The organism is Klebsiella sp. C239 (assembly GCF_048822715.1).
Lineage (GTDB): Bacteria > Pseudomonadota > Gammaproteobacteria > Enterobacterales > Enterobacteriaceae > Klebsiella > Klebsiella quasipneumoniae.
Genome location: NZ_JBMEZK010000003.1, coordinates 127318 through 153035 on the forward strand (window position 1 = coordinate 127318; position 25718 = coordinate 153035).

The window sequence follows — 25718 nt, forward strand, 5'->3', positions numbered from 1 at the left end:
CTGCACCCTGAAAATTATAAGACATCCGCCCATGATACTCGCATCGCCCGCCGAATTACCGACGGACGGCGGCACAAAGGGCATACAGACATTCACGGCAGATGTGGAAAAATTGGTCCTGACGCCACGGCGGTGTACCATCATGGCCAGGTCACTTTTCAACATCAACCGGAAATAACACATGACAACACGCGTGATTGCCCTGGATTTAGACGGCACCCTGCTCACCAGCAAAAAAACCATCCTGCCCGCTTCGCTGGAAGCGCTGGCCCGCGCCAGAGAGGCGGGCTACCAGGTGATCGTCGTTACCGGACGTCATCACGTCGCTATTCATCCTTTTTATCAGGCACTGGCTCTCGATACACCTGCAATTTGTTGTAATGGCACTTATTTGTATGATTATCACGCAAAAAAGGTTTTGGCGGCCGATCCTATGTCGGTGGAACACGCGGTAAGCCTCACCGCCATGCTCGCCGAACAGCAGATCCACGGCCTGGCCTATGTGGATGACGCGATGCTTTACGAACAGCCCACCGGGCATGTGATCCGCACCCGCAACTGGGCGCAGGCGTTACCGGAGGATCAGCGCCCGGTCTTCAGCCAGGTCGACTCGCTGGCGCAGGCGGTCCGCGAGGTCAAGGCGGTATGGAAATTCGCCCTCACCGACGACGACATTCCCCGTCTGCAGCGCTTTGCGCAGGAGGTCGGCGAGACGCTGGGCCTCGAGTGCGAATGGTCGTGGCACGACCAGGTGGATATCGCTCGCGCCGGCAACAGCAAAGGCAAACGCCTGGCGCAGTGGGTCGCTGACCAGGGGCTGTCGATGCAGAATGTGGTGGCCTTCGGCGATAACTACAACGATCTGAGTATGCTGGAAGCGGCAGGCACCGGGGTGGCGATGGGTAACGCGGTGGACGACGTCAAAGCCCGCGCCAACGTGGTCATCGGCGACAATGAGTCCGCCAGCATCGCCGAGTTTATCTACCGTCAGCTGCTGTGATCAGGCGGCAATCGACACGCTTTTGATCTGGGCAAATACCTGCTGGCCTGGCGCTATCGCCAGGTCATCCCTCGCCCACGGGCTGATTCGAGCCCACAGCGGATGGCCGCTCACCCTGAGCTGAACCTCAATCTGCCCGTTGACCTCCAGACACTGAACCACCTCGGCGCGTAAGATATTGCGGATGCTGGTTGCGGACGGCTGGGCCAGCACCAGCGAGACGTCCGACGCCTGGATGCGGATCCGCGCGCTCTCCCCGGCGGGACGATCGAGCCGGTTAACCCACAGCATTTGATCCCCCAGCGTCAGCGCGGTCATCGCGTACTGCGGATGCTGCGCGGCGACGGTGGCGCTGAGGATCGTACTCTGCTGTTCCGCCGGCAGCCAGGGGTGCATCACGCTGCTGCTCCAGACCTCCTCCAGCGGACCGAAAGCCTTCACCTTACCGGCCTCCAGCACCAGCACGCGATCGGCCAGATGCTGGATCTCGTCCAGCGAGTGGCTGACGTAGAGCATCGGAATATGGATCTCCTGCGCCAGCCGCTGCAGATAGGGCAACAGTTCGCGTTTGCGCGGAATATCCAGCGAGGCCAGCGGCTCGTCCAGCAGCAGCAGCTCCGGCGCGGTCAGCAGGGCGCGGCCGATGGCCACGCGCTGCATTTCGCCGCCGGATAACCGGCCCGGCAGCCGATCCAGCAAGGGCGCAATTCCCAGCAGTTCCACCAGCTTATCGAACTGGCTGACCATGGATTTCGCCATTCCGTACTGCAGATTGCCGCGCACTTTATAGTGGGGAAACAGGCGCGCATCCTGAAATACATAGCCGATCCGCCGCTGCTCCGGCGCCAGGCAGATACGCTGCGCGGTGTCGTTCAGCACCCTGCCGTTGAGGACGATCCGCCCCGCCTGCGGCCGGGTCAGGCCGCTGATAGCGTTGATCAACGACGTTTTCCCGGCGCCTGAGACGCCAAAGATGGCGGTGATCCCGCTGCTGGGCAGCGTTTCACGGATCTGCAGACAGTGGCTGCCGAGGGTCTGGGTGAAGTCGAGCTCGAGCATCATGATCCTCCCATTCGCTGGCGGCTCACGCGGGCCAGCCATTCTGAAATCAAGAGCGAGACCAGCGCCAGACCGATAGCGATGAGGCAGAGGCGGGCCGCCGCCCCCTCCCCGCCCGGGGTCTGGATCAAGGTGTACATCGCCGAAGGCAGGGTGCGCGTTTCACCGGGAATATTGGAGACGAACGTGATGGTCGCGCCAAACTCCCCTAACGAGCGGGCGAAGGCCAGCACCGTGCCGACAATAATTCCCGGCAGAGTCAGCGGCAGCGTAATGGTGAAAAATACCCGCCAGCGGCTGGCCCCGAGGGTTCTCGCCGCCTGCTCCAGTTTGATGTCCACCCCCTCCAGCGCCAGGCGGATGGCGCGCACCATCAGCGGGAAAGACATCACCGCCGCCGCCAGCACCGCCCCGCGCCAGCTGAAGGCAAAGCTGATGCCGAACCAGTCATACAGCCAGCTGCCAATAAACCCGCGCCGCCCCATGGCCACCAGCAGCAGATACCCCACCACCACCGGCGGCAGCACCAGCGGCAGATGGAGAAGGCTGTCGAGCAGCGCCTTGCCGGGGAAGGTGCGGCGGACCAGCAGCCAGGAAAAAAAGATGCCAAAGGGCAGGCTCAGGGCCACCGCCAGGGAGGAGACTTTCAGGCTCAGCAGCACCGCCTGCCATTCGGGTTCGCTCAGAAACATCAGCGGGTGGTAAATCCGTAACGTTGAAAAATCGCCGACGCTTCCGGCCCTTTCAGGTAGTCATAGAAAGCGCTCACGGCCGCGTTGCGGTGGCCATCGACAATCGCCAGCGGGTACTCGACTTTCTGATGCGACGCCTCAGGGAAAGTGCCAACCACTTTCACCCCTTTGCTGGCCACGGCATCCGATCCGTAGACGATGCCCAGCGGCGCTTCGCTACGCTCCACCAGCGCCAGCGCGCCGCGCACGTCTTCCGCCGGGGCGAGCTTCGGCGACAGGGTCTCCCAGGCGCCCAGTTTCTGCAGCGCTTCTTTGGCGTAGATACCTGCCGGAACGTGCTGCGGATCGCCCACCGCCAGACGGCCCCCTTTCAGCAGGCTGGTCCAGTCGGTTTTCTCATCAATGGTTATCGCCCCCTGCGCGCTGGCTTTCGGCGCCACCACCACCAGGCTGTTGCCAAGCAGGGTGGCGCGGGTCGCCGGATCGATGGCCTTTTTGTCTGCCGCGTAATCCATCCACTTTTGATCGGCGGAGATAAACAGGTCCGCCGGGGCGCCTGCTTCAATCTGCCGCGCCAGCGTCGACGACGAGGCAAACGACGAGACGACCTCGACGTTTTTCGCTTTCTTATACGCCTGGGCGATATCCTGCATCGCGTTGGTTAACGACGCGGCCGCGAAAACGGTCACTTTCCCTTCTGCCGCCAGCGCCTGACCCGCGACGCACAGCGTGAGCGATACCCCGACCACCCCGCGTAACCAAGAACCTGTCATCTGAATCTCCTGTCAATGCGTTATGTACTCGACAATATAACGATATGCGAAGCGTTTTTATAGTGACGCAGGACAATAAAATGAAGGGAAATGATACAGGAGGGAAATAGCACAGCGCCCGGTTAAACCGGGCGCCGGGAAATCAATGATTTTGCTGGCTGCGATCTTTGTGGCCGACGCCGGAGAAGAGGTTGAACACTTCACCAAGACCGTAAATCAATCCCAGGATGACCGCCATCACCACCGGTACCATGATGACCGCAAAAACCAGACTTTTCAAAAGCTCTAACATGGTTCACTCCAGATAGTATGATTCCCTGATTGTAACGGTTTCAGCCGAAAAAACACGCCCCATTTGTGCGGTGGTTAATGACAAACCGCGCAGAGAGGTTTTGCAACGGGGTGACTATCGGTCACAATACGCTTTTTTGTCAGGAAACGATTATGCAGGCCGAAATTCTTCTCACCCTTAAGCTTCAGCAGCGCCTGTTTGCCGACCCCCGGCGGATCGCCCTGCTCAAACAGATTGACCAGACCGGTTCGATAAGCCAGGGGGCGAAGCACGCGGGTATCAGCTATAAAAGCGCGTGGGATGCCATCAACGAGATGAACCAGCTCAGCGAACAGCCGCTGGTGGATCGCGCCACCGGCGGCAAAGGCGGCGGCGGCGCGGTGCTGACCCGCTACGGGCAGCGTCTGATCCAACTGTACGATCTGCTGGCGCAGATCCAGCAGAAAGCGTTTGATGTGCTCAGCGATGACGACGCCCTGCCGCTGGACAGCCTGCTGGCGGCCATCTCGCGCTTTTCCCTGCAAACCAGCGCCCGCAACCAGTGGTTCGGCACTATCACCGGCCGCGATCGCCAGCAGGTGCAGCAGCACGTCGAGGTGCTGCTGGCCGACGGGCAGACCCGCCTGAACGTCGCCATTACCGCCCAAAGCGCTGAAAAGCTGGGGCTCGATGAGGGCCAGGAGGTGCTGGTCCTGTTGAAAGCGCCCTGGGTTGGCATCACCCTCGACCCAGCGGTGGCCCGCCAGGCCGAGAACCAGCTGTCGGGTCGCATCAGCCATATCGAATGCGGCTCCGGGCAGTGCGAAGTGCTGATGACCCTTGCGGACGGCCAGACCCTGTGCGCCACCCTGCCGCAGGCCCAGACCTCTGGCCTGACCGAAGGGACGGAGGCGATCGCGTACTTCAACGCCGATCGCATCATTCTCGCTACATTATGCTGACCCCATTGACATTGCGCGCCTGACGTCGTATCCCTGATGCACATCGCTGCAAAAAATGGGATACATCATGTCATCATTGCAAATTTCGCAAGGCACGTTTCGCCTGAGCGATACAAAAACCTTAAAAATAGACCACCTGAGCGTGGCGGCGGGTGAAAGCTGGGCGTTCGTCGGCAGCAACGGCAGCGGCAAATCCGCCCTCGCGCGGGCCCTGGCCGGCGACCTGACCCTGCTCAGCGGCCAGCGCGACAGCCTCTTCTCCCGCGTAACCCGCCTCTCCTTCGAACAGCTGCAGAAGCTGGTCAGTGACGAGTGGCAGCGCAATAACACCGACCTGCTCAGCCCCGGAGAAGAAGATACCGGACGCACTACCGCGGAGATTATTCAGGATGAGGTGAAAGATCCGGCCCGCTGCGCGCAGCTTGCCGAACAGTTTGCCATCAGCGCCCTGTTGGACCGCCGCTTTAAGTATCTGTCCACTGGCGAAACGCGTAAGACCCTGCTGTGCCAGGCCCTGATGAGCGATCCGCAACTGCTGATCCTCGACGAGCCGTTCGACGGCCTCGACGTCAACTCCCGCCAGCAGCTGGCCGCCCTGCTGGCCGACCTGCATCGCGCCGGCATCACCCTGGTGCTGGTACTCAACCGTTTCGATGAGATCCCGGACTTTGTACAATACGCCGGCGTGCTGGCTGACTGCCTCCTCAGCGAGACCGGCGAGAAGCACGCTCTGCTGCAGCAGGCGCTGGTCGCCCAGCTGGCGCACAGTGAAAAACTGGACGGTATCACCCTCCCGGAGCCGGATGCCCCACCGGCCCGCCATACGCTGACGGAGACGGCGCCGCGTATCGTCCTCAATGACGGGGTGGTCTCCTACAACGATCGCCCGGTCATCAACCACCTCTCCTGGACCGTAAACCCTGGAGAACACTGGCAGATCGTCGGCCCCAACGGCGCGGGTAAATCCACCCTCTTAAGCCTTATCACCGGCGATCACCCCCAGGGCTACAGCAACTATCTCACCCTCTTTGGCCGTCGGCGCGGCAGCGGCGAGACCATCTGGGATATTAAAAAGCATATCGGCTACGTCAGCAGCAGCCTGCATCTGGACTACCGGGTCAGCACCAACGTCCGCAACGTGATTCTGTCGGGCTATTTTGACTCGATCGGCATTTATCAGGCGGTGTCGGATAAACAGCATAAGCTGGTGCAGCAATGGCTGGATATTCTCGGCATCGATAAGCGCACCGCCGACGCGCCGTTTCACAGCCTGTCGTGGGGCCAGCAGCGGCTGGCGCTTATCGTCCGCGCGCTGGTGAAGCATCCCACCCTGCTGATCCTTGATGAACCACTGCAGGGGCTGGATCCCCTCAATCGCCAGCTGGTGCGCCGCTTCGTCGACGTCCTGATTGGCGAAGGCGCCACACAGCTGTTGTTTGTCTCGCACCATGCGGAAGATGCCCCGGACTGTATTACCCATCGCCTGGCGTTCGTTCCTAGTGGAGACGGTTACACTTATCAGCTCGGCCCCGTGGCCTGACGCCCCCTGCCGGGGATCGCAAGATCCCTGGTATTTTTCAGAAAAATAGCGCCTTACTCATCTAACAATATGTATTTTAAAAAAAATATATTAAACGATGCCGTTTCACCCCCGAGTGTAAACGATTCCACTAACTTGTTCTGTGTCACACTTTTCACTTCTTTGATATGCTATCTTCCTCATACACGATAAGCCGAATGGAGCGAATCATGAAAGTTCTGGTTACAGGTGGTAGCGGTTACATTGGAAGTCATACCTGCGTTCAACTGCTGCTGCAGGGGCATGAGGTGGTGATCCTCGACAATCTCTGCAACAGCAAGCGCAGCGTACTGCCGGTGATTGAGCGTCTCGGCGGCAAAGAAGCCACCTTTATTGAAGGCGATATTCGTAACGAAGCGCTGATGACCGAGATCCTCCACGATCACGCCATTGAAGCGGTGATCCACTTCGCCGGGCTGAAAGCCGTCGGGGAGTCCGTCGCCAAGCCGCTGGAATATTACGACAATAACGTCACCGGCACACTGAAATTAGTCTCCGCCATGCGCGCCGCGGGCGTGAAGAACTTCATCTTTAGCTCCTCCGCCACCGTCTACGGCGACCAGCCGAAAATCCCGTATGTCGAAAGCTTCCCGACCGGCACCCCGCAAAGCCCCTACGGTAAAAGCAAACTGATGGTGGAGCAGATCCTGACCGACCTGCAAAAAGCGCAGCCGGAGTGGAGCATTGCGCTGCTGCGCTACTTCAACCCGGTCGGCGCCCACCCGTCGGGCGACATGGGCGAAGACCCGCAGGGGATCCCGAATAACCTGATGCCCTACATCGCCCAGGTCGCCGTTGGCCGCCGCGAATCGCTGGCCGTGTTTGGTAACGACTACCCGACCGAAGATGGCACCGGCGTGCGCGATTATATCCACGTGATGGACCTTGCCGACGGCCACGTCGCGGCCATGGAAAAACTGGCTGACAAAGCCGGGGTCCATATCTACAACCTTGGCGCCGGCGTCGGCAGCAGCGTGCTCGACGTGGTCAATGCTTTCAGCAAGGCCTGCGGCAAACCGATTAACTACCATTTCGCGCCGCGCCGCGATGGCGACCTCCCGGCCTACTGGGCGGATGCCGCCAAGGCCGACCGCGAGCTGAACTGGCGCGTGACGCGCAACCTGGACGAAATGGCGCAGGACACCTGGAACTGGCAGTCCCGCCATCCGCAGGGTTATCCAGACTAAGGAACCTTCATGAGCGTATTTAACCCCGTTGACCATCCGCATCGTCGTTATAACCCGTTAACCGGGCAGTGGATTCTGGTTTCTCCGCATCGCGCCAAGCGCCCCTGGCAGGGAGCGCAGGAGACGCCGGCGAAACAGACCTTGCCGGCCCACGATCCGGACTGTTTCCTGTGCCCGGGCAACACCCGGGTCACCGGCGACACGAATCCGAATTACACCGGCACCTACGTGTTTACCAACGACTTTGCGGCCCTGATGACCGACACGCCGGATGCCCCGGAGAGTGACGATCCGCTGATGCGCTGCCAGAGCGCGCGCGGCACCAGTCGGGTGATCTGCTTCTCGCCAGACCACAGCAAAACGCTGCCGGAACTGAGCCTTGAAGCGCTGGAAGGCGTGGTTAAAGCGTGGCAGGAACAGACCGCGGACCTCGGGAAAAGCTACCCGTGGGTGCAGGTCTTTGAAAACAAAGGAGCAGCGATGGGCTGCTCCAACCCACACCCGCACGGTCAGGTATGGGCCAACAGCTTCCTGCCTAATGAAGCGGAACGGGAAGACCGTCTGCAGAAAGCGTATTACGCCAGCCAGGGCCAGCCGATGCTGCTGGACTACGCCCGGCGCGAACTGGCCGACGGCAGCCGCACGGTGATCGACACCGATCACTGGCTGGCGGTCGTGCCCTACTGGGCCGCGTGGCCGTTCGAAACGCTGCTGCTGCCGAAAGCGCCCGTGCAGCGTATTACCGATTTAAGCGACGCCCAGCGCAGCGATCTGGCGCTGGCGTTGAAAAAGCTGACCAGCCGTTACGACAACCTGTTCCAGTGCTCATTCCCCTACTCCATGGGCTGGCACGGCGCGCCGTTTAACGATGAAGACCATAACCACTGGCAGCTTCACGCCCACTTTTATCCGCCGCTGCTGCGCTCCGCGACGGTCCGCAAGTTTATGGTTGGCTACGAAATGCTGGCCGAAACGCAGCGCGATCTCACCGCCGAGCAAGCTGCCGAACGACTGCGCGCCGTCAGCGACGTCCATTTTCGTGAATCCGGAGTGTAATGATGAGTCTGAAAGAGAAAACCCAAACCCTGTTTGCTGAGGCCTTCGGCTACCCGGCCAGCCATGTCATTCAGGCGCCAGGCCGCGTCAACCTGATCGGCGAGCATACCGATTACAACGACGGCTTTGTGTTGCCCTGCGCCATCGACTACCAGACGGTGATCAGCTGTGCGCCGCGCGACGATCGTACCGTGCGGGTGATTGCCGCCGATTACGACAATCAGACCGACGAATTCTCTCTCGACGCGCCGATTCTCAGCCACGACACCCAGCAGTGGTCGAACTATGTCCGCGGCGTGGTGAAGCATCTGCAACAGCGGAACAGCCACTTCGGCGGCGCGGATCTGGTGATCAGCGGCAATGTGCCGCAGGGCGCGGGCTTAAGCTCCTCAGCCTCGCTGGAGGTCGCCGTCGGCACCGTGTTCCAGCAGCTCTACCATCTGCCGCTCGATGGCGCGCAAATCGCCCTCAACGGCCAGGAGGCGGAAAATCAGTTCGTCGGCTGCAACTGCGGGATCATGGATCAGCTGATTTCGGCGCTGGGCAAAAAAGACCATGCGCTGCTGATCGACTGCCGCTCGCTGGGCACCAAAGCCGTCTCGATGCCGAAAGGCGTGGCGGTAGTGATCATCAACAGTAACTTTAAGCGCACCCTCGTCGGCAGCGAGTACAACACCCGTCGTGAACAGTGCGAGACCGGCGCGCGCTTCTTCCAGCAGCCCGCTCTGCGCGATGTCACCCTTGAGCAATTCAACGCTGTCGCCCATGAGCTGGATCCTGTGGTGGCGAAGCGGGTACGTCATGTGCTGACGGAGAATGCCCGCACCGTGGAAGCCGCCAGCGCCCTTGAAAAAGGCGACCTGAAGCGGATGGGCGAGCTGATGGCCGAATCCCACGCCTCGATGCGCGATGATTTCGAGATCACCGTCCCGCAGATCGACACCCTGGTGGAGATCGTCAAGGCGACAATCGGCGATAAGGGCGGCGTGCGCATGACCGGCGGCGGTTTTGGCGGCTGTGTGGTAGCGCTGGTCCCGGAAGATCTGGTCGATACCGTTCAGCAGGCCGTTGCCAACGAGTATGAAGCGAAAACCGGAATTAAAGAGACGTTTTATGTCTGCAAACCGTCACAGGGGGCTGGTCAATGGTAACGCAAACTACCGCGCTGGCGCCGGACGGCCAGCCATGGCAGCAGGTAACCCTGCGCAATAAGGCGGGGATGACCGTCACCGTGGCGGACTGGGGCGCGACGCTGCTCAGCGCCGAGGTGCCGCTGGCCGATGGCAGCGTGCGCCATCCGCTGCTGGGCTGCGCAAAGCTGGAAGACTATGCCCGCCAGGCCGCGTTTCTTGGCGCCTCGGTAGGCCGCTACGCCAACCGTATCGGCAATAGCCGCTTCCCGCTTGACGGCCAGCTCGTCACCGTCACGCCGTCAAACGACGCGGGCCACCAGCTTCACGGCGGCCCGGAAGGTTTTGATAAACGCCGCTGGCGCATCGTCCGCGCTGACGAGCAGGAAGCGCTGTTCGCCCTGACCTCGCCCGATGGCGATCAAGGCTTTCCGGGCACTCTGCAGGCCACCGCGCACTATCGTCTGACCGACGATAACCGCATCGCGATTACCTATCGCGCCACCGTGGACCAACCCTGCCCGGTGAACATGACCAATCACGTCTATTTCAACCTCGACGGTGACCAGGGCGACGTGCGCCAGCACCAGCTGCAGATCCTCGCCCATCGCTATTTGCCGGTGGAAAGCGATGGTATCCCGGGCGGCGGACTCAAAGACGTCGCCGGCACCAGCTTTGATTTCCGCCAGCCGAAAACCATCGCCGCCGACTTCCTCGCGGATGCCGATCAGCAAAAGGTAAAGGGTTACGACCATGCCTTCCTGCTGGACGCCAGAGGCGACGCCAGTCAACCTGCGGCGCAGGTCTGGTCGCAGGACGGTAAGCTGCAGATGACGGTCTATACCTCCGCTCCGGCGCTACAGTTTTATTCCGGCAACTATCTCGGCGGCACCCCGTCGCAGACGACGGAACCCTACGCCGACTGGCAGGGGCTGGCGCTGGAGAGCGAATTCCTGCCGGATTCGCCGAATCATCCGGAATGGCCGCAGCCGGACTGTGTGTTACGTCCAGGCCAGGAGTACGTCAGCCTGACGGAATATCAGTTTATTGCCCGCTAATCGCCAGCGCCCTCCGCCGGGGGCGCTGAGTTTCGTCCCCGCCCTCCTCTCTACCGACTCTTTTTTCAGCAATCTGCTCTATTTTCCGTCATCAAAGGACAAAAAAATAACCTGTGTTTTACAAGCACCTTACACTGAGCCACTATTTTCGCTATGGTTAGGGATAAGCATTGCCGTGAGCCAAATCACGGCAATATAATGAGAATAGTTATCAATCAATAACACATACACCAACATATTCAGCGCACCGTTCGCGGCGCGAGGGATGGCGTGTAGAGAGGAGTAAGAGAATGGCTGTAACTAAGCTGGTACTGGTTCGTCATGGCGAAAGCCAGTGGAACAACGAAAACCGCTTCACCGGTTGGTACGACGTTGATCTGTCCGAGAAAGGCGTTAGCGAAGCGAAAGCAGCAGGTAAACTGCTGAAGGCTGAAGGCTTCAGCTTTGATTTTGCTTATACCTCCGTGCTGAAACGTGCCATCCACACCCTGTGGAACGTGCTGGACGAACTGGATCAGGCCTGGCTGCCGGTTGAGAAATCCTGGAAGCTGAACGAGCGTCATTACGGCGCGCTGCAGGGCCTGAACAAAGCGGAAACTGCTGAGAAATACGGTGACGAGCAGGTTAAACAGTGGCGTCGCGGCTTCGCCGTTACTCCGCCGGAGCTGACCAAAGACGACGAGCGCTACCCGGGCCACGATCCGCGCTATGCAAAACTGACCGACGCGGAACTGCCGACCACTGAAAGCCTGGCGCTGACCATCGACCGCGTCGTGCCTTACTGGAACGAAACCATTCTGCCGCGCCTGAAAAGCGGTGAGCGCGTGATCATCGCCGCTCACGGTAACTCCCTGCGCGCGCTGGTTAAATACCTCGACAACATGGGCGAAGACGAGATCCTCGAACTGAACATCCCGACCGGCGTACCGCTGGTGTATGAGTTCGATGAAAACTTCAAGCCGATCAAACATTACTATCTGGGCAATGCGGAAGAGATCGCGGCGAAAGCGGCTGCCGTCGCCAACCAGGGTAAAGCGAAGTAATTTCCCCCGGTGAAAATAAAAAAGCGTGGAAATCTCCACGCTTTTTTTATGACCTGCGCGAGCGCAACGTAGCTTAGCCGCGGCGGGTTTTCACCGCTTCCGCCAGCTGACGCAGGATCGCTTCGGTATCCTCCCAGCCGATGCAGGCGTCAGTAACGCTCTTGCCGTAGGTCAGCGGTTCACCGCTCTCGAGGCTCTGGTTGCCTTCCACCAGATGGCTTTCAATCATCACGCCCATAATGGCGCGCTCGCCGCCGGCAATCTGCTGGCATACGTCGGCGCCTACTTCCATCTGCTTCTTGAACTGCTTGCTGGAGTTGGCGTGGCTGAAGTCGATCATCACCTGGGCCGGCAGGCCCGCTTTCGCCAGACCGATTTTCACCTCCGCCACGTGCTTCGCGCTGTAGTTCGGCTCTTTGCCGCCGCGCAGAATAATATGGCAGTCGCCGTTGCCGCTGGTATTGACGATAGCGGAGTGGCCCCACTTGGTGACCGACAGGAAACAGTGCGGCGCGCCGGCGGCGTTAATCGCGTCGATAGCCACCTTGATGGTGCCATCGGTACCGTTTTTAAAGCCCACCGGGCAGGAGAGCCCCGAGGCGAGCTCGCGGTGCACCTGGGATTCGGTGGTACGCGCCCCAATGGCGCCCCAGCTCATCAGATCGGCGACATACTGCGGGGTGATCATATCGAGGAATTCCCCCGCCGCCGGCAGGCCGCTGTCGTTAATGTCCAGCAGCAGTTTGCGCGCAATGCGTAACCCGTCGTTGATGCGGAAGCTGTTATCCATATGGGGATCGTTGATAAGCCCTTTCCAGCCGACGGTGGTGCGCGGTTTCTCAAAATAGACGCGCATGACGATCTCGAGCTCGCCCTTCAGCGCCTCGCGCAGGGTCAGCAGACGGGAAGCGTACTCTTTCGCCGCCGCCGGGTCGTGAATAGAACAGGGCCCAATCACCACCAGCAGGCGGTCATCATCACCTTTGAGGATCTGGTGGATCGCTTTGCGAGCATGTGCAACGGTGTTTGCAGCATTTTCGGTAGCAGGGAATTTTTCCAGGAGCGCAACGGGAGGTAATAATTCGTTGATCTCTTTAATGCGTAAATCGTCGTTCTGATAATTCATCTTCTTTCCAGCGTTGCCATACTTATTCAATGAAATGCAATCCCTCCAATCTATCTCTTCGCTGAAATAGTGTAAACGTGATTTTACAGTAGTGATGGAATAATCCTGGAAATAGGCAAAAATACGCCATAAAGTAGCGAAACCAGACTCATGAACTACAATATTTAACTGTTAAAGCTAATTAAGTCTTACGTTTCAGGATTATATAGTGACACTGCGATCGTCTGCGGAGTCTTTAACCATAGCGAGTCAGATCCCTGGCACACTTACCGCTGGAGGCGTGGTTACCGCTTCCCGACCCAACAGGAGTATCCGATGAACATGAAAAAACTGACGACCCTTTTGCTCACCGCCACCTTAGGTCTTGCCAGCGGCGCGGCCCTGGCGGCAGATGCCGGCGCCCAGTCCAACAATGGCCAGGCCAACTCTTCCGCTGATGCCGGTCAGGTGGCGCCGGACGCCCGTGAAAACGTGGCGCCGAATAACGTCGATAATAGCCAAATCAATTCTGGCTCTGGCACTGGCACTGGCGGCACCATGCTTCATCCTGACGGCTCGACGATGAGCCAGGACAATATGTCGAGCGATGAGGTCCATAAAAACTCGATGTGTAAAGACGGCCGCTGTCCGGACACCGGTAAGAAGCTGGACAACGGCGACAGCATGAACCATGACAACAGCAAAACCGACGGCACCACCCAATAATTGATGCGGTGAGTGCAAACAGAGAAAAGGCGAGCCGGGCTCGCCTTTTCTCTGTTTGTTATCGTTCTCTGTTTATGATGTCATAGCGTGATAATGATAACTATCAAGGGACGACACTATGGCGCACTCGCATTCGCACTCCCCTGCCCAGGCTCCGGATAACGGCAACGCCCGCCGGCTGCTCTGGGCGTTCATCGTCACCGCCGGTTTTATGCTGGTAGAAGCCATCGGCGGCGCGATCTCCGGCTCGTTGGCCCTGCTGGCGGATGCCGGCCATATGCTCACCGACTCCGCCGCCCTGCTGTTTGCGCTGCTGGCGGTTCGCTTCGCCAGCCGTCCCCCGAATGCCCGCCATACCTTTGGCTGGCTGCGTTTGACCACCCTGGCTGCGTTTCTCAATGCCATTGCTCTGGTGGTGATCACCATGCTGATTGTCTGGGAGGCCATTCAGCGCTTCCAGCACCCGCAGCCGGTTGCCGGCGTGACGATGATGGTGATTGCGGTCGCTGGCCTGCTGGCCAACGTGCTGGCTTTCTGGATCCTGCATCGTGGCAGCGAAGAGCGGAACCTCAACGTGCGCGCCGCGGCGCTACACGTGCTCGGCGATCTGCTGGGCTCGGTTGGCGCGATTGTGGCCGCCGTGGTGATCCTCACCACCGGCTGGACGCCTGTCGACCCGATCCTTTCCGTGCTGGTTTCCTGCCTGGTGTTACGTAGCGCCTGGCGTCTGCTGAAGGAGAGTCTGAATGAGCTGCTGGAAGGCGCGCCGCGTTCGCTGGATGTGACGGCCCTGCAGCGGGATATCCGCCGCTCTATCCCGGAGGTGCGCGATGTTCACCACGTCCACGTCTGGCTGGTGGGGGAAAAACCGGTGATGACGCTGCATGTGCAGGTGGTGCCGCCGCACGATCATGATGCGTTACTCAACCGTATCCTGCATTTCCTGGAACATAAATATGAAATTGAGCATGCCACGGTACAGATGGAGTACCAGCCCTGCAGCGGCCCGGAGTGCCATCTCAACACGATGCACGCCGGGCACGATCATCACCACCACCATTAGCCAGAAAACGCGTGAGAACCTCGCTCACGCGCGCTGTTTATCCACATCCGGCTGCCGTTCAGCGCAATGAACGTCAGCAAGAGATATTCCAGCGACATCGCATAGACGCCCTGACGGGCAAAAATCACCACGCTGATGACGTTGACGATGACCCACAGCAGCCAGTTCTCAACGTATTTGCGGGTCATTAAGATCATCGCCACTACCGACAGCACCGTCATACAGGAGTCCCAGAACGGGAAGGCGTCCGGCTGCAGTTCCGGCATAGTGACCTGCAAACCGAGCGCTTGCATCAGGCTGACCGCGATCCGCGTCAGGAAAGCAAAAAACGGATTGATAAACAGGGTCAGCAAGCCGATCGCCACCACGCAGGCCGCCAGCCAGCCCAGGGCTTTACTGCGCGGTAGCCAGCGGATCTGCAGCTCAGCCTCATGGTTGCTGCTATGCCGCGACCAGGCATACCAGCCGTAAACGTTAGCGGCAAAGAAGAACAGCTGCAGCAACAGGCTGGCGTACAGCTGGATCTGAAAGAAGATGATGGCGAACAGCGTGACGTTGACCAGACCGAAGGCATAGTTACTGATCTTCTCCAGGCTCGCCAGCCAGATGCACAACAGCCCGGCGATGGTCCCCACGGCCTCTATCCAGGAGAGATCGTACCCCCCGGCGCCGATGGGTATATGTACTAAAATATTCTGCGTGCTAAAAAAATCCATTTTATCCTCTCAGCGCCAGATGACGCGGCAATAGGTTATCCCCGTAGTGTAGCCGCAAAATCCAGCATCCGGTTAAGGGGAATTAATGCGCCAGTCCGCAGCGCTTCGTCGACGTGGATTTCATGTTCAGCGCCGCCCTGCTCGAGACCCTCGGCAATGGCTTTCAGGCCGTTCATCGCCATCCACGGACAATGCGCGCAGCTGCGGCAGGTCGCCCCTTCACCGGCGGTGGGCGCTTCCAGCAGCGTTTTCTCCGGCACCGCCTGCTGCATTTTATAAAAGATACCGCGATCGGTCGCCACGATCAGCTGGCGCTGGGGCAGGCTTTTCGCCGCCGCGATCAGCTGGCTGGTGGAGCCTACGGCATCGGCCATCTCGACGATCGCCTGCGGCGACTCGGGATGGACCAGCACAGCGGCTTCGGGATGCAGAGCCTTCATCCGCATCAACGCCTGGGTTTTAAACTCGTCGTGCACGATGCACGCCCCCTGCCAGCAGAGCACATCTGCGCCGGTCTGACGCTGAACGTAACGGCCAAGATGGCGGTCCGGCGCCCAGAGGATTTTTTGACCAAGGCTATCCAGATGGTCAATGAGTTCCACGGCGATGCTGGAGGTCACCACCCAGTCGGCGCGAGCCTTCACCGCGGCAGACGTATTGGCATAGACCACCACAGTGCGGTCAGGATGAGCGTCGCAAAAGGCGTTGAACTCCTCAATCGGACAGCCCAGATCCAGGGAACACTCGGCGTTCAGGGTCGGCATCAGAATGGTCTTTTCCGGGCTGAGGATTTTGGCGGTTTCCCCCATAAAACGCACCCCGGCGACCAGCAGCGTAGAGGCCGAATGGCGGGCGCCAAAGCGCGCCATGTCCAGCGAGTCGGCAATACAGCCGCCGGTCTCTTCCGCCAGCTGCTGAATTTCAGGATCGGTGTAGTAATGCGCCACCATCACGGCATCGCGCTCGCGCAGCAGACGCTTGATTTTTTCGCGGTAAAACTGCTTTTCGTCGACGGTCAGCGGCTGCGGTTTCGGTGGGAAGGGATAAATCGCCGTTTCAGGATCAAACATTACGCTCATCATGCAATCTCGTTTTACTGGCTTAACTCTAAGACCGTCAGTATGGCCTGCCCGCGCCATGATACGGTCATGGTGTTTTATATGCTAAACAAGATAGCCGATTACGCGCCAAAAGTCGTGATGAATTTTGTACATCAGCGCCTGTTCCAGGGGACGATGCTGCGTCGCTGTCCGGGCTACCGGTTCGCGCCTTGTGCAGGCGTGGTAAGCGCAGCGCGACCGTGGGTAAGCGCTGAATACAATATTGTGGCAATTGATGGGCGGGCAGATAGCAAAAAGGCGCCTTTAGGGCGCCTTTTTACATTGGTGGGTCGTGCAGGATGACTCGGCTTCGCCTCGCCCTTCGGGCCGTCGCCGCAAGCGGCTCCGTTGTCTCACTGCGTTCGACCCGAACCTGCTGCAGGTTCGAATCGTTAAGTTCCGCGGATAGCAAAAAGGCGCCTTTAGGGCGCCTTTTTACATTGGTGGGTCGTGCAGGATTCGAACCTGCGACCAATTGATTAAAAGTCAACTGCTCTACCAACTGAGCTAACGACCCCTTGCGGGATTTTGCTACTGTCACCATTCAGGATGGTGAGTCGTGCAGGATGACTCGGCTTCGCCTCGCCCTTCGGGCCGTCGCTGTCGCAACGTTATCCTTCACGTTTCTACCAGTTACCATCATTAAAGATTGGTGGGTCGTGCAGGATTCGAACCTGCGACCAATTGATTAAAAGTCAACTGCTCTACCAACTGAGCTAACGACCCGCTCTGGTACTACCTGAATAATTTCACTCGACACCAATATTGGAATTGGTGGGTCGTGCAGGATGACTCGGCTTCGCCTCGCCCTACGGGCCGTTGCTGACGCAACGTTATCCTTCACGTTCAACATCTGAATTAAATGCTGAAATTGGTGGGTCGTGCAGGATTCGAACCTGCGACCAATTGATTAAAAGTCAACTGCTCTACCAACTGAGCTAACGACCCGAGTGGTGGGTGATGACGGGATCGAACCGCCGACCCCCTCCTTGTAAGGGAGGTGCTCTCCCAGCTGAGCTAATCACCCGATATTACGCTGGATACTGCTGATACTGCCTCCACCGACCCCATCATTAAAATGGTGGGTCGTGCAGGATTCGAACCTGCGACCAATTGATTAAAAGTCAACTGCTCTACCAACTGAGCTAACGACCCGGTGGTGGGTGATGACGGGATCGAACCGCCGACCCCCTCCTTGTAAGGGAGGTGCTCTCCCAGCTGAGCTAATCACCCGATACTACGCTGGATACTGCTAATTGGTGGGTCGTGCAGGATGACTCTGCTTCGCCTCGCCCTATGGGCCGTTGCTGTCGCAACGTTATCCTTCACGTTTTACTATCGCGTTCCACCAGAACGATTGGTGGGTCGTGCAGGATTCGAACCTGCGACCAATTGATTAAAAGTCAACTGCTCTACCAACTGAGCTAACGACCCACTCTGGCGTCGCTTTGGGCTTGTTTGATATCCCTTGGCAACGGCGGCATATATTACTGATTTCAGAATTCAGCGCAACTAAAATTTCGATAAAGATCACTTAACTGCTGGCGATTCAGGCGACAAGACCAGAAATAACGCGATTTCTGGTCATGCCGTAATCAACCAAGAGCATTAAGTCGTTTTTGCGCTTGTTTCGCACCGTCGGTGCCGGGGAATTTGCTGATCACCTGCTGGTAAACCGCTTTCGCTTTCGCGGTATCACCTTTGTCCTGCATGATCACGCCGACCTTAAACATGGCGTCCGGAGCTTTTGGCGATTTCGGGTAGTTCTTCACCACCGAGGCGAAGTAAAACGCCGCATCGTCTTTTTTCCCCTTATTGTAGTTCAACTGTCCGAGCCAATAGTTGGCGTTCGGCTGATAAGTTGAATCCGGGTACTTTTTAACGAAGTTCTGAAACGCCACCATGGCGTCATCCTGGCGTGAAGCATCCTTCACCAGGGCAATGGCCGCATTGTAATCGGTGTTCGCATCGCCGGTCATCGCCGGAGCGCCTGACGAGGCCGCTGGCGCTGCGCTGGCGGTAGCCGCACTCTGATCGCTGGAAGACGACGACGCCTGAGCGCCCGCCGCCGCTGCGCCACCTCCGCTCGTCAGCCCGTCAATCTGCAGCAGAATCTGCTTCTGACGCTCAACGATCTGATTCAGCTGATACTGGTTCTCCTGGATCTGACCACGGAGAGAATCAATGTCAGTCTGGTTATCAGAGAGTTGTTGCTGGAGTTGGGTTAAAAGCTGGCTGTGAGCATTGGAAATACGCTCGAGTTGAGTGACACGGTCTTCGACCGAGCCTGAGCCGACACTACTGATTGGCGCCTGAGCAAAAGCGGCCCAGGGGGCCGCTATGCCAACCAGTAACGACAGACTCAATAAATGATGTCTGAAGTTACTGCTCATGCAATTCTCTTAGTAAACCAGTACGGCGCGACGGTTTTTGGCATATGCCGCTTCGTCATGACCCAGTACTGCTGGTTTTTCTTTACCGTAAGAAACGATGGAGATCTGATCGGCAGAAACACCTTTGCCCTGCAGATACATCTTAACGGCGTTAGCACGACGCTCACCCAGCGCGATGTTGTATTCCGGGGTACCGCGCTCATCCGCGTGACCTTCTACAGTCACTTTGTAGGACGGGTTGCTGCGCAGGAAGTTAGCGTGCGCGTCCAGCATTGCAGCGAAGTCAGAACGGATATCGTACTTGTCCAGATCGAAGTAAACGATGTTGTTCTGCTGCAGCTGCTGCATCTGCAGACGAGCTTGCTCTTCAGAAGACATGTTGCCGCCGTTACCGTTAGCGTCCATACCAGTGCCGGCACCCAGCATGCCTTCACCGCTCTGGTCGTTGCTGGCGTTCTTGTTAGAAGAACATGCCGCGATTGCCATAACCGGCAGAGCGATCATCAGCCCTTTCAGCACTTTGTTCAGTTGCATTTCTTTGATTCCTTTAATAATCAATTATTTATTATCACAGATACGGCGACCAGGCAGGCGATTTTACCTGTCCATCAGTTGCCGGAAGACGCGCTTTGAAACGCCCATCTGTAGAAACCAGATTCAGCACGGATCCCATCCCCTGAGAAGAGCTGTAGATTACCATAGTGCCGTTAGGTGCCAGACTTGGCGTTTCGTCTAAAAACGTTGATGACAGAACCTGTACACCACCCGCTTCCAGATCTTGTTTGGCAATGTGCTGCTGGCCGCCGGCCGAGCTGACCATTACCATCGTTTTACCATCCGCGCTCACGTCAGCGTCCTGGTTCTGCGAACCTTCCCAGGTGATACGCTGCGGCGTGCCGCCATTAATATTGACTTTATACACCTGCGGACGACCGGCCTGGTCAGAGGTGAAGGCCAGGTTCTGGCTGTCCGGGAACCAGCTTGGTTCGGTGTTGTTGCTGCGACCGTTGGTCACCTGACGAATCTGACCCGAGCCCAGATCCATCACGTACAGGTTCAGGCTACCGGTTTTCGACAGCGCGAAGGCCAGTTTAGAACCATCCGGCGAGAACGCCGGCGCGCCGTTGTGCTGCGGGAAGGAGGCAATCTGACGCACAGCGCCGTTCGCCAGGGTCTGCACCACCAGCGCAGAGCGACCGCTCTCGAAGGTGACGTAAGCCAGTTTTGAACCGTCCGGTGACCAGGCCGGGGACATCAGCGGCTGGGAGGAGCGGTGAACCACAAACTGGTTGTAGCCATCATAATCGGAAACGCGCAGCTCATACGGGAACTGACCGCCATTGGTCTGCACCACGTAGGCGATACGAGTCCGGAAGGCGCCTTTAATACCGGTCAGCTTTTCAAATACCGCGTCGCTGGCAGTGTGCGCGGCATAGCGCAGGTACTGTTTAGTGACTTTGAAAGAGCCTTGCGCCAGCGTTGTGCCCGGCGCACCGCCGGTATCCACCAGCTGATACGCTACCTGGTAAGAACCATCCGGGTTTGACGTCACCTGACCGACGACCACGGCGTCAATGCCCAGCGCAGACCAGGCAGCAGGCTGCACTTCCTGGGCACTGGTCGGCTGCTGCGGCAGACGCGAGCGATCCAGCGGGTTGAATTTACCGCTGTTGCGCAGGTCAGCCGCCACGATACCGCCAACATCTTCCGGCGCAGCGCCCTGGCCGGCCCACTGGAACGGTACCACGCCGATGGGGCGCGCCGAGTCCACCCCCTGGGTGATCTCGATACGTACTTCTGCGTGCAGCACCGCCGCCCACAGCATTAAAAAACCAAATGCTACTCGTAATGCCTGCTTCATCATATCTCCCTTATCCGGGCGGAAAGCCCACGATAATTTAGCAGAATGTTAACAAACTCAAATACACAAAACTACCAAAACCCATGACCGCCCTATTTTCTTTCCCCCCGCTGACGCGGGGGAAAAAGCGCTTAAGGTTTGAAGTCCAGTGGCGCATTTTTGAACGTTTCATAAACAGCCTGCGACGGCGGTTTAGGGAATTTGCTCATCCGACTGGTGGCCGCCAGCATTTGCTGGCAGAACGCCGGATCGCCGCCTTCCGATTTCACACTCAACAACGTTCCATCCTGAGCCAGGTTTACGCGCAACGTACATACTTTACCCTTGTACGTATCCCAGTCATAGAGATGTCCTTTAATCGCGGCCTGCACCTGCGAAATATAGCTGGCAATCTCCGCCTGAGACGCGCCGCCCTGCCCCGGTTTACTTCCTTTAGCAGGTGAAGAGCCACCTGTGCTACCGCTGGTGCTACCTTTCGGCGCATTCTTACCTGAGCTCAGATCGCCGAGCAGGTCGTCCACGCCGTCCGCTTCTTTCGCGGCAGCCGCTTTCTTCGCTGCCGCGGCTTTTGCTGCTGCCGCTTTGGCCGCTTTATCGGCCGCCGCCTTCTCAGCAGCAGCCGCTTTGGCTGCCGCGGCTTTTTCAGCTGCGGCGGCTTTCTCGGCGGCGGCCTTCTCCGCGGCCGCTTTTTGCGCGGCGGCCTTCTCAGCGGCTTTTTCGGCGGCTTTTTCTGCTGCCGCTTTTTCAGCCGCTGCCTGCTTAGCCGCTTCCTGCTGGGCCTTCTTCTCCGCTTCCTGTTGCGCTTTCTTCGCCGCTGCCGCTTCCGCTTTCTTCTGTGCCTCTGCCGCGGCTTTCGCCGCTTCGGCTTCCGCCTGTTTCTTCGCATCGGCGGCCGCTTTCGCGGCGGCGGCTTCGGCCTGTTTCTTCGCGTCAGCCGCCGCTTTCGCTGCCGCCAGTTCAGCCGCTTTCGCTTGGGCATCCGCCTTCGCTTTCGCCTCGGCGGCCGCTTTGGCCGCCGCTTCCTGCGCTTCTTTGGCCTGCGCATCCGCTTTGGCTTTCGCCGCCGCGGCAGCCTTGGCAGCGGCTTCCTCAGCCTGCTTCTGTTGTTCCTTCGCTTCTTTCGCCGCTTCCTGCGCCTGCAGCCGCTCCTGTTCGAGCTGTTTCAGCCGTTCCTGTTCCGCCGCCTGCTTCTCACGTAACTCTTCCGCCTGCTGCTGCGCCTGTTTTTCACGCTGTTCAGCGGCGCGACGTGCGCTGGCCTGCTGCTGTTGCTGACGGTTATAATTGTTTACCACCGCCCCCGGATCGACCATGACGGCATCAATCGACGATCCCCCGCCGCCGCCGGCAGAGGCATCCAGATGCTCGTCAAACGAACTCCAGATCAGCAGCGCGATCAGTATGATGTGCAGCGCGACTGAAATGATGATCGCTCGTTTAAGCTTGTCGTTTTGTTCGGTTGCCTTTGACACTATCGGTTCCCAAAAACTGTTCGCCTGTACCCGCGATGCGCACCGACGGCGAGCGATACTCGCCGCCGAACGCCGTGCGGACGCACCTACCTGAAGCGATTAAATAGGTTTGGTCATCAAGCCGACCGATTTAACCCCTGCGCTATGCAACAGGTTCAGCGCTTTAATAATTTCATCGTAAGGGACGTCTTTCGCACCGCCGATCAGGAATACCGTTTTCTCATTGGCTTCAAGACGACGCTTCGCTTCGGCAATCACCTGCTCCGGCGGCAGCTGGGACAGCGTCTCCTGCCCCACTTTCACGCTGTACTGCCCTACCCCGGAGACTTCCACAATCACCGGCGGATCGTCATTGCTTTTCACCGCTTGCGATTCCGTGGCGTCCGGCAGATCGACTTCCACGCTCTGCGTAATGATCGGCGCCGTTGCCATAAAGATCAGCAACAGCACCAGCAGGACATCCAGCAGCGGAACGATGTTGATCTCGGACTTCAGTTCGCGACGTCCGCGTCCACGTGCTCTGGTCATGGCTTACCCCTTATTGCTTTCGCTGGTGGTAAAGGCCTGACGGTGCAGAATAGCGGTGAACTCTTCCATAAAGTTGTCGTAATTCAGTTCAAGCTTGTTCACCCGCTGGTTCAGGCGGTTGTACGCCATCACCGCCGGGATAGCAGCGAACAGACCGATCGCGGTGGCGATCAGCGCTTCGGCGATACCCGGCGCCACCATCTGCAGGGTGGCCTGCTTCACCGCGCCAAGGGCGATAAAGGCGTGCATGATCCCCCAGACGGTGCCGAACAGACCGATATACGGGCTGATGGAGCCTACGGTGCCGAGGAACGGAATATGGGTCTCCAGCGTTTCCAGCTCGCGGTTCATCGAAATACGCATCGCGCGCGATGCCCCTTCGACGATCGCCTCCGGCGCATGGCTGTTGGCCCGATGCAAGCGCGCAAACTCTTTGAAGCCGCTGTAGAAGATCTGCTCCGAACCGGTCAGATTATCGCGACGCCCCTGGCTCTCCTGATACAAACGGGACAGTTCAATCCCGGACCAGAATTTGTCCTCGAACGCTTCAGCTTCGCGCGCGGCCGAGTTAAGGATACGCGTTCTCTGAATAATGATAGCCCAGGAAGCGATAGAAAAACCAATCAAAATCAACATGATAAGTTTAACCAGAAGGCTCGCCTTCAGGAACAAATCAAGGATATTCATGTCAGTCACTGCTTAAACTCCGCGACAATAGACTTGGGAAGCGCACGTGGCTTCATTAAGAGTGGATCAACGCACACAATGAGAACCTCAGCTTCGTTTAACACTGTATTCTCGGCGTTGACGATTCGCTGCGTGAAAACCAAAGAGGTGCCGCGCATCGAGGTAATTTCCGTCTGGACTTCGAGCATGTCGTCGAGTCTGGCGGGGGCAAAATACTCCAGCGTCATTTTGCGAACCACGAAGGCAACGCGTTCAGCCAACAGAATCTGTTGACTAAAGTGATGGTGGCGCAGCATCTCTGTGCGTGCTCTTTCATAAAAAGCGACGTAACTGGCGTGGTAAACCACACCACCGGCGTCGGTATCTTCGTAGTAGACCCGAACCGGCCATCGAAACAGCGTTGTATTCACTTTACATCCCGGTAATGCAAAAAAAGGTTAGAGCTTTCAAACTTCGCTACTATACGCGCGGGAAAGGTGGTTTGGAATGGGGGAAAGTAAACGGGGCGTAAATTTTTATGGGCTTATGCAAGCCCATAGCATTAACAGAGATCTCTTATTCAAAAGAAGAAAAAGAAGAGACCTAAAGCGAGCACGATATCAGCGATAAGCGGACAAAAAATCCCCTGCCAGTGAACGGCACGCGGGCGGAAGCCCACGCCGTGAATTACGCCGCTGCAAACCGCCCACATCAGCAAGAAACCGTGCCAGATTTCCAGCTCGCTGGTCTTCGCGGCAAAGCGCGACGGATCCCAGAAAATGCAGCCTGCCAGCAGCAGCGCCATCAACAAGGAAAGCGCCCTTAACGGGCGCTTGTCCATTATCGCATACATATACTTTATCATTCACATCGCCTCTTTGTTGGCTACGTCTGCTTACCCCAGTCACTTACTGGTGTAAGCTCCTGGGGATTCACAGACTTGCCGCCTCGATGCAACCCGAATGATTTCGTATATCGCATCACGATAATACTCATCAGTGTTCTTCTTTACCTGCTTTGGTGGCTTCCACGTGCTCAAGCGCCAGCGCGGTAATCACCCCAAAGGCACAGGCAAGAAGCGTTCCCAAAATCCATGCGAAGTACCACATATATAGCTCCTTACCTTAGTACAGCGAGTGGGTGTTCTTTTCGATGTCTTCACGGGTGATGCGGCCAAACATCTTCCAGTAACACCAGCTGGTGTAGCCCAGAATGATCGGCACGAAGACAATCGCCACGTAGGTCATCAGGTTCAGCGTCCGCTGGCTGGAGGTCGCGTCCCACATCGTCAGGCTGGCGTTCAGCATGGTGCTGGACGGCATGATGAACGGGAACATCGCGATACCGGCAGTCAGAATGATGCAGGCCAGGGTCAGCGAGGAGAACAGGAATGCCCAGGCGCCTTTATCCGCTTTGGTCGAAACGACGGTCAGCAGCGGCAGCACCACGCCCAGGGCAGGGATCGCCCACAGCGCTGGCATATTGTTAAAGTTCACCATCCACGCGCCCGCTTCACGCACCACTTCTTTGGTCAGCGGGTTAGACGGGCCGGTATGGTCAATCACCGATTTCACCACATAGCCGTCGATGCCGTAGTAGACCCACACGCCCGCCAGCGCGAAGCAGACCAGCGTCACCAGCGCCGCCACCGTGGAGACGGTGCGGGTGCGCAGATGCAGTTCGCCTACGGTACGCATCTGCAGGTAGGTCGCGCCCTGGGTGAGGATCATCGCCACGCTGACGATACCGGCCAGCAGACCAAACGGGTTCAGCAGCTGGAAGAAGTTACCGGTATAGAACAGACGCAGGTATTCGTCGACATGGAACGGCACGCCCTGCAGCAGGTTGCCGAAGGCCACGCCAATCACCAGCGGCGGCACGAAGCTGCCGATGAAGATGCCCCAGTCCCACATATTGCGCCAGCGGGTGTCCTCGATCTTGGAACGGTAGTCGAAACCGACCGGACGGAAGAACAACGAGGCCAGCACCAGAATCATCGCCACATAGAAACCGGAGAACGCCGCGGCGTAGACCATCGGCCAGGCAGCGAACAGCGCGCCGCCGGCGGTGATCAGCCACACCTGGTTACCGTCCCAGTGCGGGGCGATGGCGTTGATCATAATCCGACGCTCGGTGTCGTTACGGCCGAGGAAGCGGGTGAGCATGCCCACCCCCATGTCGAACCCGTCGGCGACGGCGAAGCCAATCAGCAGGATGCCAATCAGCAGCCACCAGATAAAACGCAATACTTCATAATCGATCATTTGACGACTCCTGT

At 58.3% G+C, this 25718-nt stretch carries 27 protein-coding genes, 7 tRNA genes, 1 other RNA gene and 1 pseudogene; 11 read left to right on the forward strand and 25 right to left on the reverse strand.

All coding sequences use genetic code 11. The annotated features are described in order from the left end of the window. The first annotated feature begins 181 nt into the window (after window positions 1–181). Window positions 182–1000, forward strand: coding sequence for a pyridoxal phosphatase (locus tag ACOI6Z_RS09470; protein WP_044521692.1), 819 nt, complete (start codon window positions 182–184; stop codon window positions 998–1000). Here ACOI6Z_RS09470 and modC read toward each other — a convergent pair whose 3' ends face one another. The 4 genes from modC to ACOI6Z_RS09490 all read right to left on the reverse strand — a co-directional run bounded on the left by modC (window position 1001) and on the right by ACOI6Z_RS09490 (window position 3816). Then, window positions 1001–2059, reverse strand: coding sequence for a molybdenum ABC transporter ATP-binding protein ModC (gene modC / locus ACOI6Z_RS09475; protein ID WP_065812216.1), 1059 nt, complete (start codon window positions 2057–2059; stop codon window positions 1001–1003). Next, window positions 2059–2751: a molybdate ABC transporter permease subunit gene (gene modB / locus ACOI6Z_RS09480; protein ID WP_023288889.1), complete on the reverse strand. Its 693-nt coding sequence runs from the start codon at window positions 2749–2751 to the stop codon at window positions 2059–2061. Before modB ends, modC begins: the two co-directional genes overlap by 1 nt. Further along, window positions 2751–3524 carry a molybdate ABC transporter substrate-binding protein gene (modA, locus tag ACOI6Z_RS09485; protein ID WP_023288888.1) on the reverse strand — a complete coding sequence of 258 codons (774 nt, stop codon included), beginning with the start codon at window positions 3522–3524 and terminating at the stop codon, window positions 2751–2753. The genes modB and modA overlap by 1 nt, the downstream gene beginning before the upstream one ends. Before the next feature lie 142 nt (window positions 3525–3666). After that, complete coding sequence (locus ACOI6Z_RS09490; protein ID WP_002895156.1) at window positions 3667–3816, reverse strand: AcrZ family multidrug efflux pump-associated protein; 150 nt, start codon at window positions 3814–3816, stop codon at window positions 3667–3669. A 152-nt stretch (window positions 3817–3968) separates the two neighbouring features. On the opposite strand from ACOI6Z_RS09490, the gene modE reads away from it, so the two are divergent. The 7 genes from modE (at window position 3969) to gpmA (ending at window position 11810) form a co-directional block, all read left to right on the forward strand. Beyond that, window positions 3969–4757, forward strand: a complete 789-nt coding sequence (modE, locus tag ACOI6Z_RS09495; RefSeq protein ID WP_004886029.1) for a molybdenum-dependent transcriptional regulator — start codon at window positions 3969–3971, stop codon at window positions 4755–4757. A gap of 67 nt (window positions 4758–4824) precedes the next feature. Beyond that, window positions 4825–6297: a molybdate ABC transporter ATP-binding protein ModF gene (modF, locus tag ACOI6Z_RS09500; RefSeq protein ID WP_065812191.1), complete on the forward strand. Its 1473-nt coding sequence runs from the start codon at window positions 4825–4827 to the stop codon at window positions 6295–6297. Between the two features lie 209 nt (window positions 6298–6506). Then, window positions 6507–7523 carry a UDP-glucose 4-epimerase GalE gene (galE, locus tag ACOI6Z_RS09505; RefSeq protein ID WP_023288886.1) on the forward strand — a complete coding sequence of 339 codons (1017 nt, stop codon included), beginning with the start codon at window positions 6507–6509 and terminating at the stop codon, window positions 7521–7523. A gap of 9 nt (window positions 7524–7532) precedes the next feature. Further along, window positions 7533–8579, forward strand: coding sequence for a galactose-1-phosphate uridylyltransferase (gene galT / locus ACOI6Z_RS09510; RefSeq protein ID WP_023288885.1), 1047 nt, complete (start codon window positions 7533–7535; stop codon window positions 8577–8579). A gap of 2 nt (window positions 8580–8581) precedes the next feature. Next, window positions 8582–9730, forward strand: a complete 1149-nt coding sequence (galK, locus tag ACOI6Z_RS09515; protein ID WP_032455171.1) for a galactokinase — start codon at window positions 8582–8584, stop codon at window positions 9728–9730. Further along, a complete protein-coding gene (gene galM, locus ACOI6Z_RS09520; protein ID WP_049013646.1) occupies window positions 9724–10767 on the forward strand; it encodes a galactose-1-epimerase in 1044 nt (347 codons plus the stop codon). The genes galK and galM overlap by 7 nt, the downstream gene beginning before the upstream one ends. Window positions 10768–11057: 290 nt before the next feature. Further along, a complete protein-coding gene (gpmA, locus tag ACOI6Z_RS09525; protein WP_002895089.1) occupies window positions 11058–11810 on the forward strand; it encodes a 2,3-diphosphoglycerate-dependent phosphoglycerate mutase in 753 nt (250 codons plus the stop codon). 73 nt (window positions 11811–11883) lie between these two features. On the opposite strand, the gene aroG is transcribed toward gpmA, so the two are convergent. Next, window positions 11884–12936 (reverse strand): 3-deoxy-7-phosphoheptulonate synthase AroG, encoded by a 1053-nt coding sequence (aroG, locus tag ACOI6Z_RS09530; protein WP_023288882.1) that lies wholly within the window; start codon window positions 12934–12936, stop codon window positions 11884–11886. Window positions 12937–13251: 315 nt separating this feature from the next. Here aroG and ACOI6Z_RS09535 point away from each other — a divergent pair, with 315 nt between their 5' ends. Further along, window positions 13252–13641: a YbgS-like family protein gene (locus ACOI6Z_RS09535; RefSeq protein ID WP_023288881.1), complete on the forward strand. Its 390-nt coding sequence runs from the start codon at window positions 13252–13254 to the stop codon at window positions 13639–13641. A 118-nt stretch (window positions 13642–13759) separates the two neighbouring features. Beyond that, window positions 13760–14704, forward strand: coding sequence for a CDF family zinc transporter ZitB (gene zitB, locus ACOI6Z_RS09540; RefSeq protein WP_032455168.1), 945 nt, complete (start codon window positions 13760–13762; stop codon window positions 14702–14704). On the opposite strand, the gene pnuC is transcribed toward zitB, so the two are convergent. Then, complete coding sequence (gene pnuC / locus ACOI6Z_RS09545; protein ID WP_064158151.1) at window positions 14701–15420, reverse strand: nicotinamide riboside transporter PnuC; 720 nt, start codon at window positions 15418–15420, stop codon at window positions 14701–14703. The two genes, zitB and pnuC, sit on opposite strands and share 4 nt — an antisense overlap. Before the next feature lie 35 nt (window positions 15421–15455). Continuing rightward, window positions 15456–16499 carry a quinolinate synthase NadA gene (nadA, locus tag ACOI6Z_RS09550; protein ID WP_064158189.1) on the reverse strand — a complete coding sequence of 348 codons (1044 nt, stop codon included), beginning with the start codon at window positions 16497–16499 and terminating at the stop codon, window positions 15456–15458. 69 nt (window positions 16500–16568) lie between these two features. On the opposite strand from nadA, the pseudogene ACOI6Z_RS09555 reads away from it, so the two are divergent. Continuing rightward, window positions 16569–16715, forward strand: a pseudogene (locus tag ACOI6Z_RS09555) (hypothetical protein); the annotation flags it as partial. 88 nt (window positions 16716–16803) lie between these two features. On the opposite strand, the gene ACOI6Z_RS09560 reads toward ACOI6Z_RS09555, so the two are convergent. The 18 genes from ACOI6Z_RS09560 to cydB form a co-directional block, all read right to left on the reverse strand. Beyond that, window positions 16804–16937: non-coding RNA, RtT sRNA (locus ACOI6Z_RS09560), on the reverse strand. Between the two features lie 24 nt (window positions 16938–16961). Further along, window positions 16962–17037: transfer RNA gene (locus tag ACOI6Z_RS09565), tRNA-Lys, on the reverse strand. Window positions 17038–17170: 133 nt separating this feature from the next. Then, window positions 17171–17246 (reverse strand) — tRNA-Lys (locus ACOI6Z_RS09570). Between the two features lie 146 nt (window positions 17247–17392). Further along, window positions 17393–17468, reverse strand: a tRNA-Lys gene (locus ACOI6Z_RS09575). Window positions 17469–17471: 3 nt separating this feature from the next. Beyond that, window positions 17472–17547 (reverse strand) — tRNA-Val (locus ACOI6Z_RS09580). Between the two features lie 52 nt (window positions 17548–17599). After that, window positions 17600–17675, reverse strand: a tRNA-Lys gene (locus ACOI6Z_RS09585). A gap of 2 nt (window positions 17676–17677) precedes the next feature. Continuing rightward, window positions 17678–17753: transfer RNA gene (locus ACOI6Z_RS09590), tRNA-Val, on the reverse strand. Between the two features lie 125 nt (window positions 17754–17878). Continuing rightward, a tRNA-Lys gene (locus tag ACOI6Z_RS09595) sits at window positions 17879–17954 on the reverse strand. Between the two features lie 161 nt (window positions 17955–18115). Further along, window positions 18116–18913: a cell division protein CpoB gene (cpoB, locus tag ACOI6Z_RS09600; RefSeq protein WP_064158152.1), complete on the reverse strand. Its 798-nt coding sequence runs from the start codon at window positions 18911–18913 to the stop codon at window positions 18116–18118. 9 nt (window positions 18914–18922) lie between these two features. Then, window positions 18923–19447 carry a peptidoglycan-associated lipoprotein Pal gene (pal, locus tag ACOI6Z_RS09605; protein ID WP_002895068.1) on the reverse strand — a complete coding sequence of 175 codons (525 nt, stop codon included), beginning with the start codon at window positions 19445–19447 and terminating at the stop codon, window positions 18923–18925. 34 nt (window positions 19448–19481) lie between these two features. Then, window positions 19482–20774: a Tol-Pal system beta propeller repeat protein TolB gene (gene tolB / locus ACOI6Z_RS09610; RefSeq protein WP_023288877.1), complete on the reverse strand. Its 1293-nt coding sequence runs from the start codon at window positions 20772–20774 to the stop codon at window positions 19482–19484. A 131-nt stretch (window positions 20775–20905) separates the two neighbouring features. Next, window positions 20906–22246 carry a cell envelope integrity protein TolA gene (gene tolA / locus ACOI6Z_RS09615; protein WP_004885996.1) on the reverse strand — a complete coding sequence of 447 codons (1341 nt, stop codon included), beginning with the start codon at window positions 22244–22246 and terminating at the stop codon, window positions 20906–20908. Between the two features lie 99 nt (window positions 22247–22345). Further along, on the reverse strand, window positions 22346–22774 hold the full coding sequence (gene tolR, locus ACOI6Z_RS09620) for a colicin uptake protein TolR (protein WP_065812193.1): 429 nt from the start codon (window positions 22772–22774) through the stop codon (window positions 22346–22348). 3 nt (window positions 22775–22777) lie between these two features. Further along, window positions 22778–23470 carry a Tol-Pal system protein TolQ gene (tolQ, locus tag ACOI6Z_RS09625; RefSeq protein WP_004152221.1) on the reverse strand — a complete coding sequence of 231 codons (693 nt, stop codon included), beginning with the start codon at window positions 23468–23470 and terminating at the stop codon, window positions 22778–22780. Then, window positions 23467–23871, reverse strand: a complete 405-nt coding sequence (ybgC, locus tag ACOI6Z_RS09630; protein WP_049014769.1) for a tol-pal system-associated acyl-CoA thioesterase — start codon at window positions 23869–23871, stop codon at window positions 23467–23469. The genes tolQ and ybgC overlap by 4 nt, the downstream gene beginning before the upstream one ends. A gap of 149 nt (window positions 23872–24020) precedes the next feature. Then, window positions 24021–24305 carry a cyd operon protein YbgE gene (ybgE, locus tag ACOI6Z_RS09635; RefSeq protein WP_008805691.1) on the reverse strand — a complete coding sequence of 95 codons (285 nt, stop codon included), beginning with the start codon at window positions 24303–24305 and terminating at the stop codon, window positions 24021–24023. 130 nt (window positions 24306–24435) lie between these two features. Further along, entirely contained in the window at window positions 24436–24549 is a 114-nt protein-coding gene (gene cydX / locus ACOI6Z_RS09640) for a cytochrome bd-I oxidase subunit CydX (protein WP_004100325.1), read from the reverse strand. 15 nt (window positions 24550–24564) lie between these two features. Further along, window positions 24565–25704: a cytochrome d ubiquinol oxidase subunit II gene (gene cydB, locus ACOI6Z_RS09645; protein ID WP_004885993.1), complete on the reverse strand. Its 1140-nt coding sequence runs from the start codon at window positions 25702–25704 to the stop codon at window positions 24565–24567. Window positions 25705–25718: the final 14 nt, after the last annotated feature.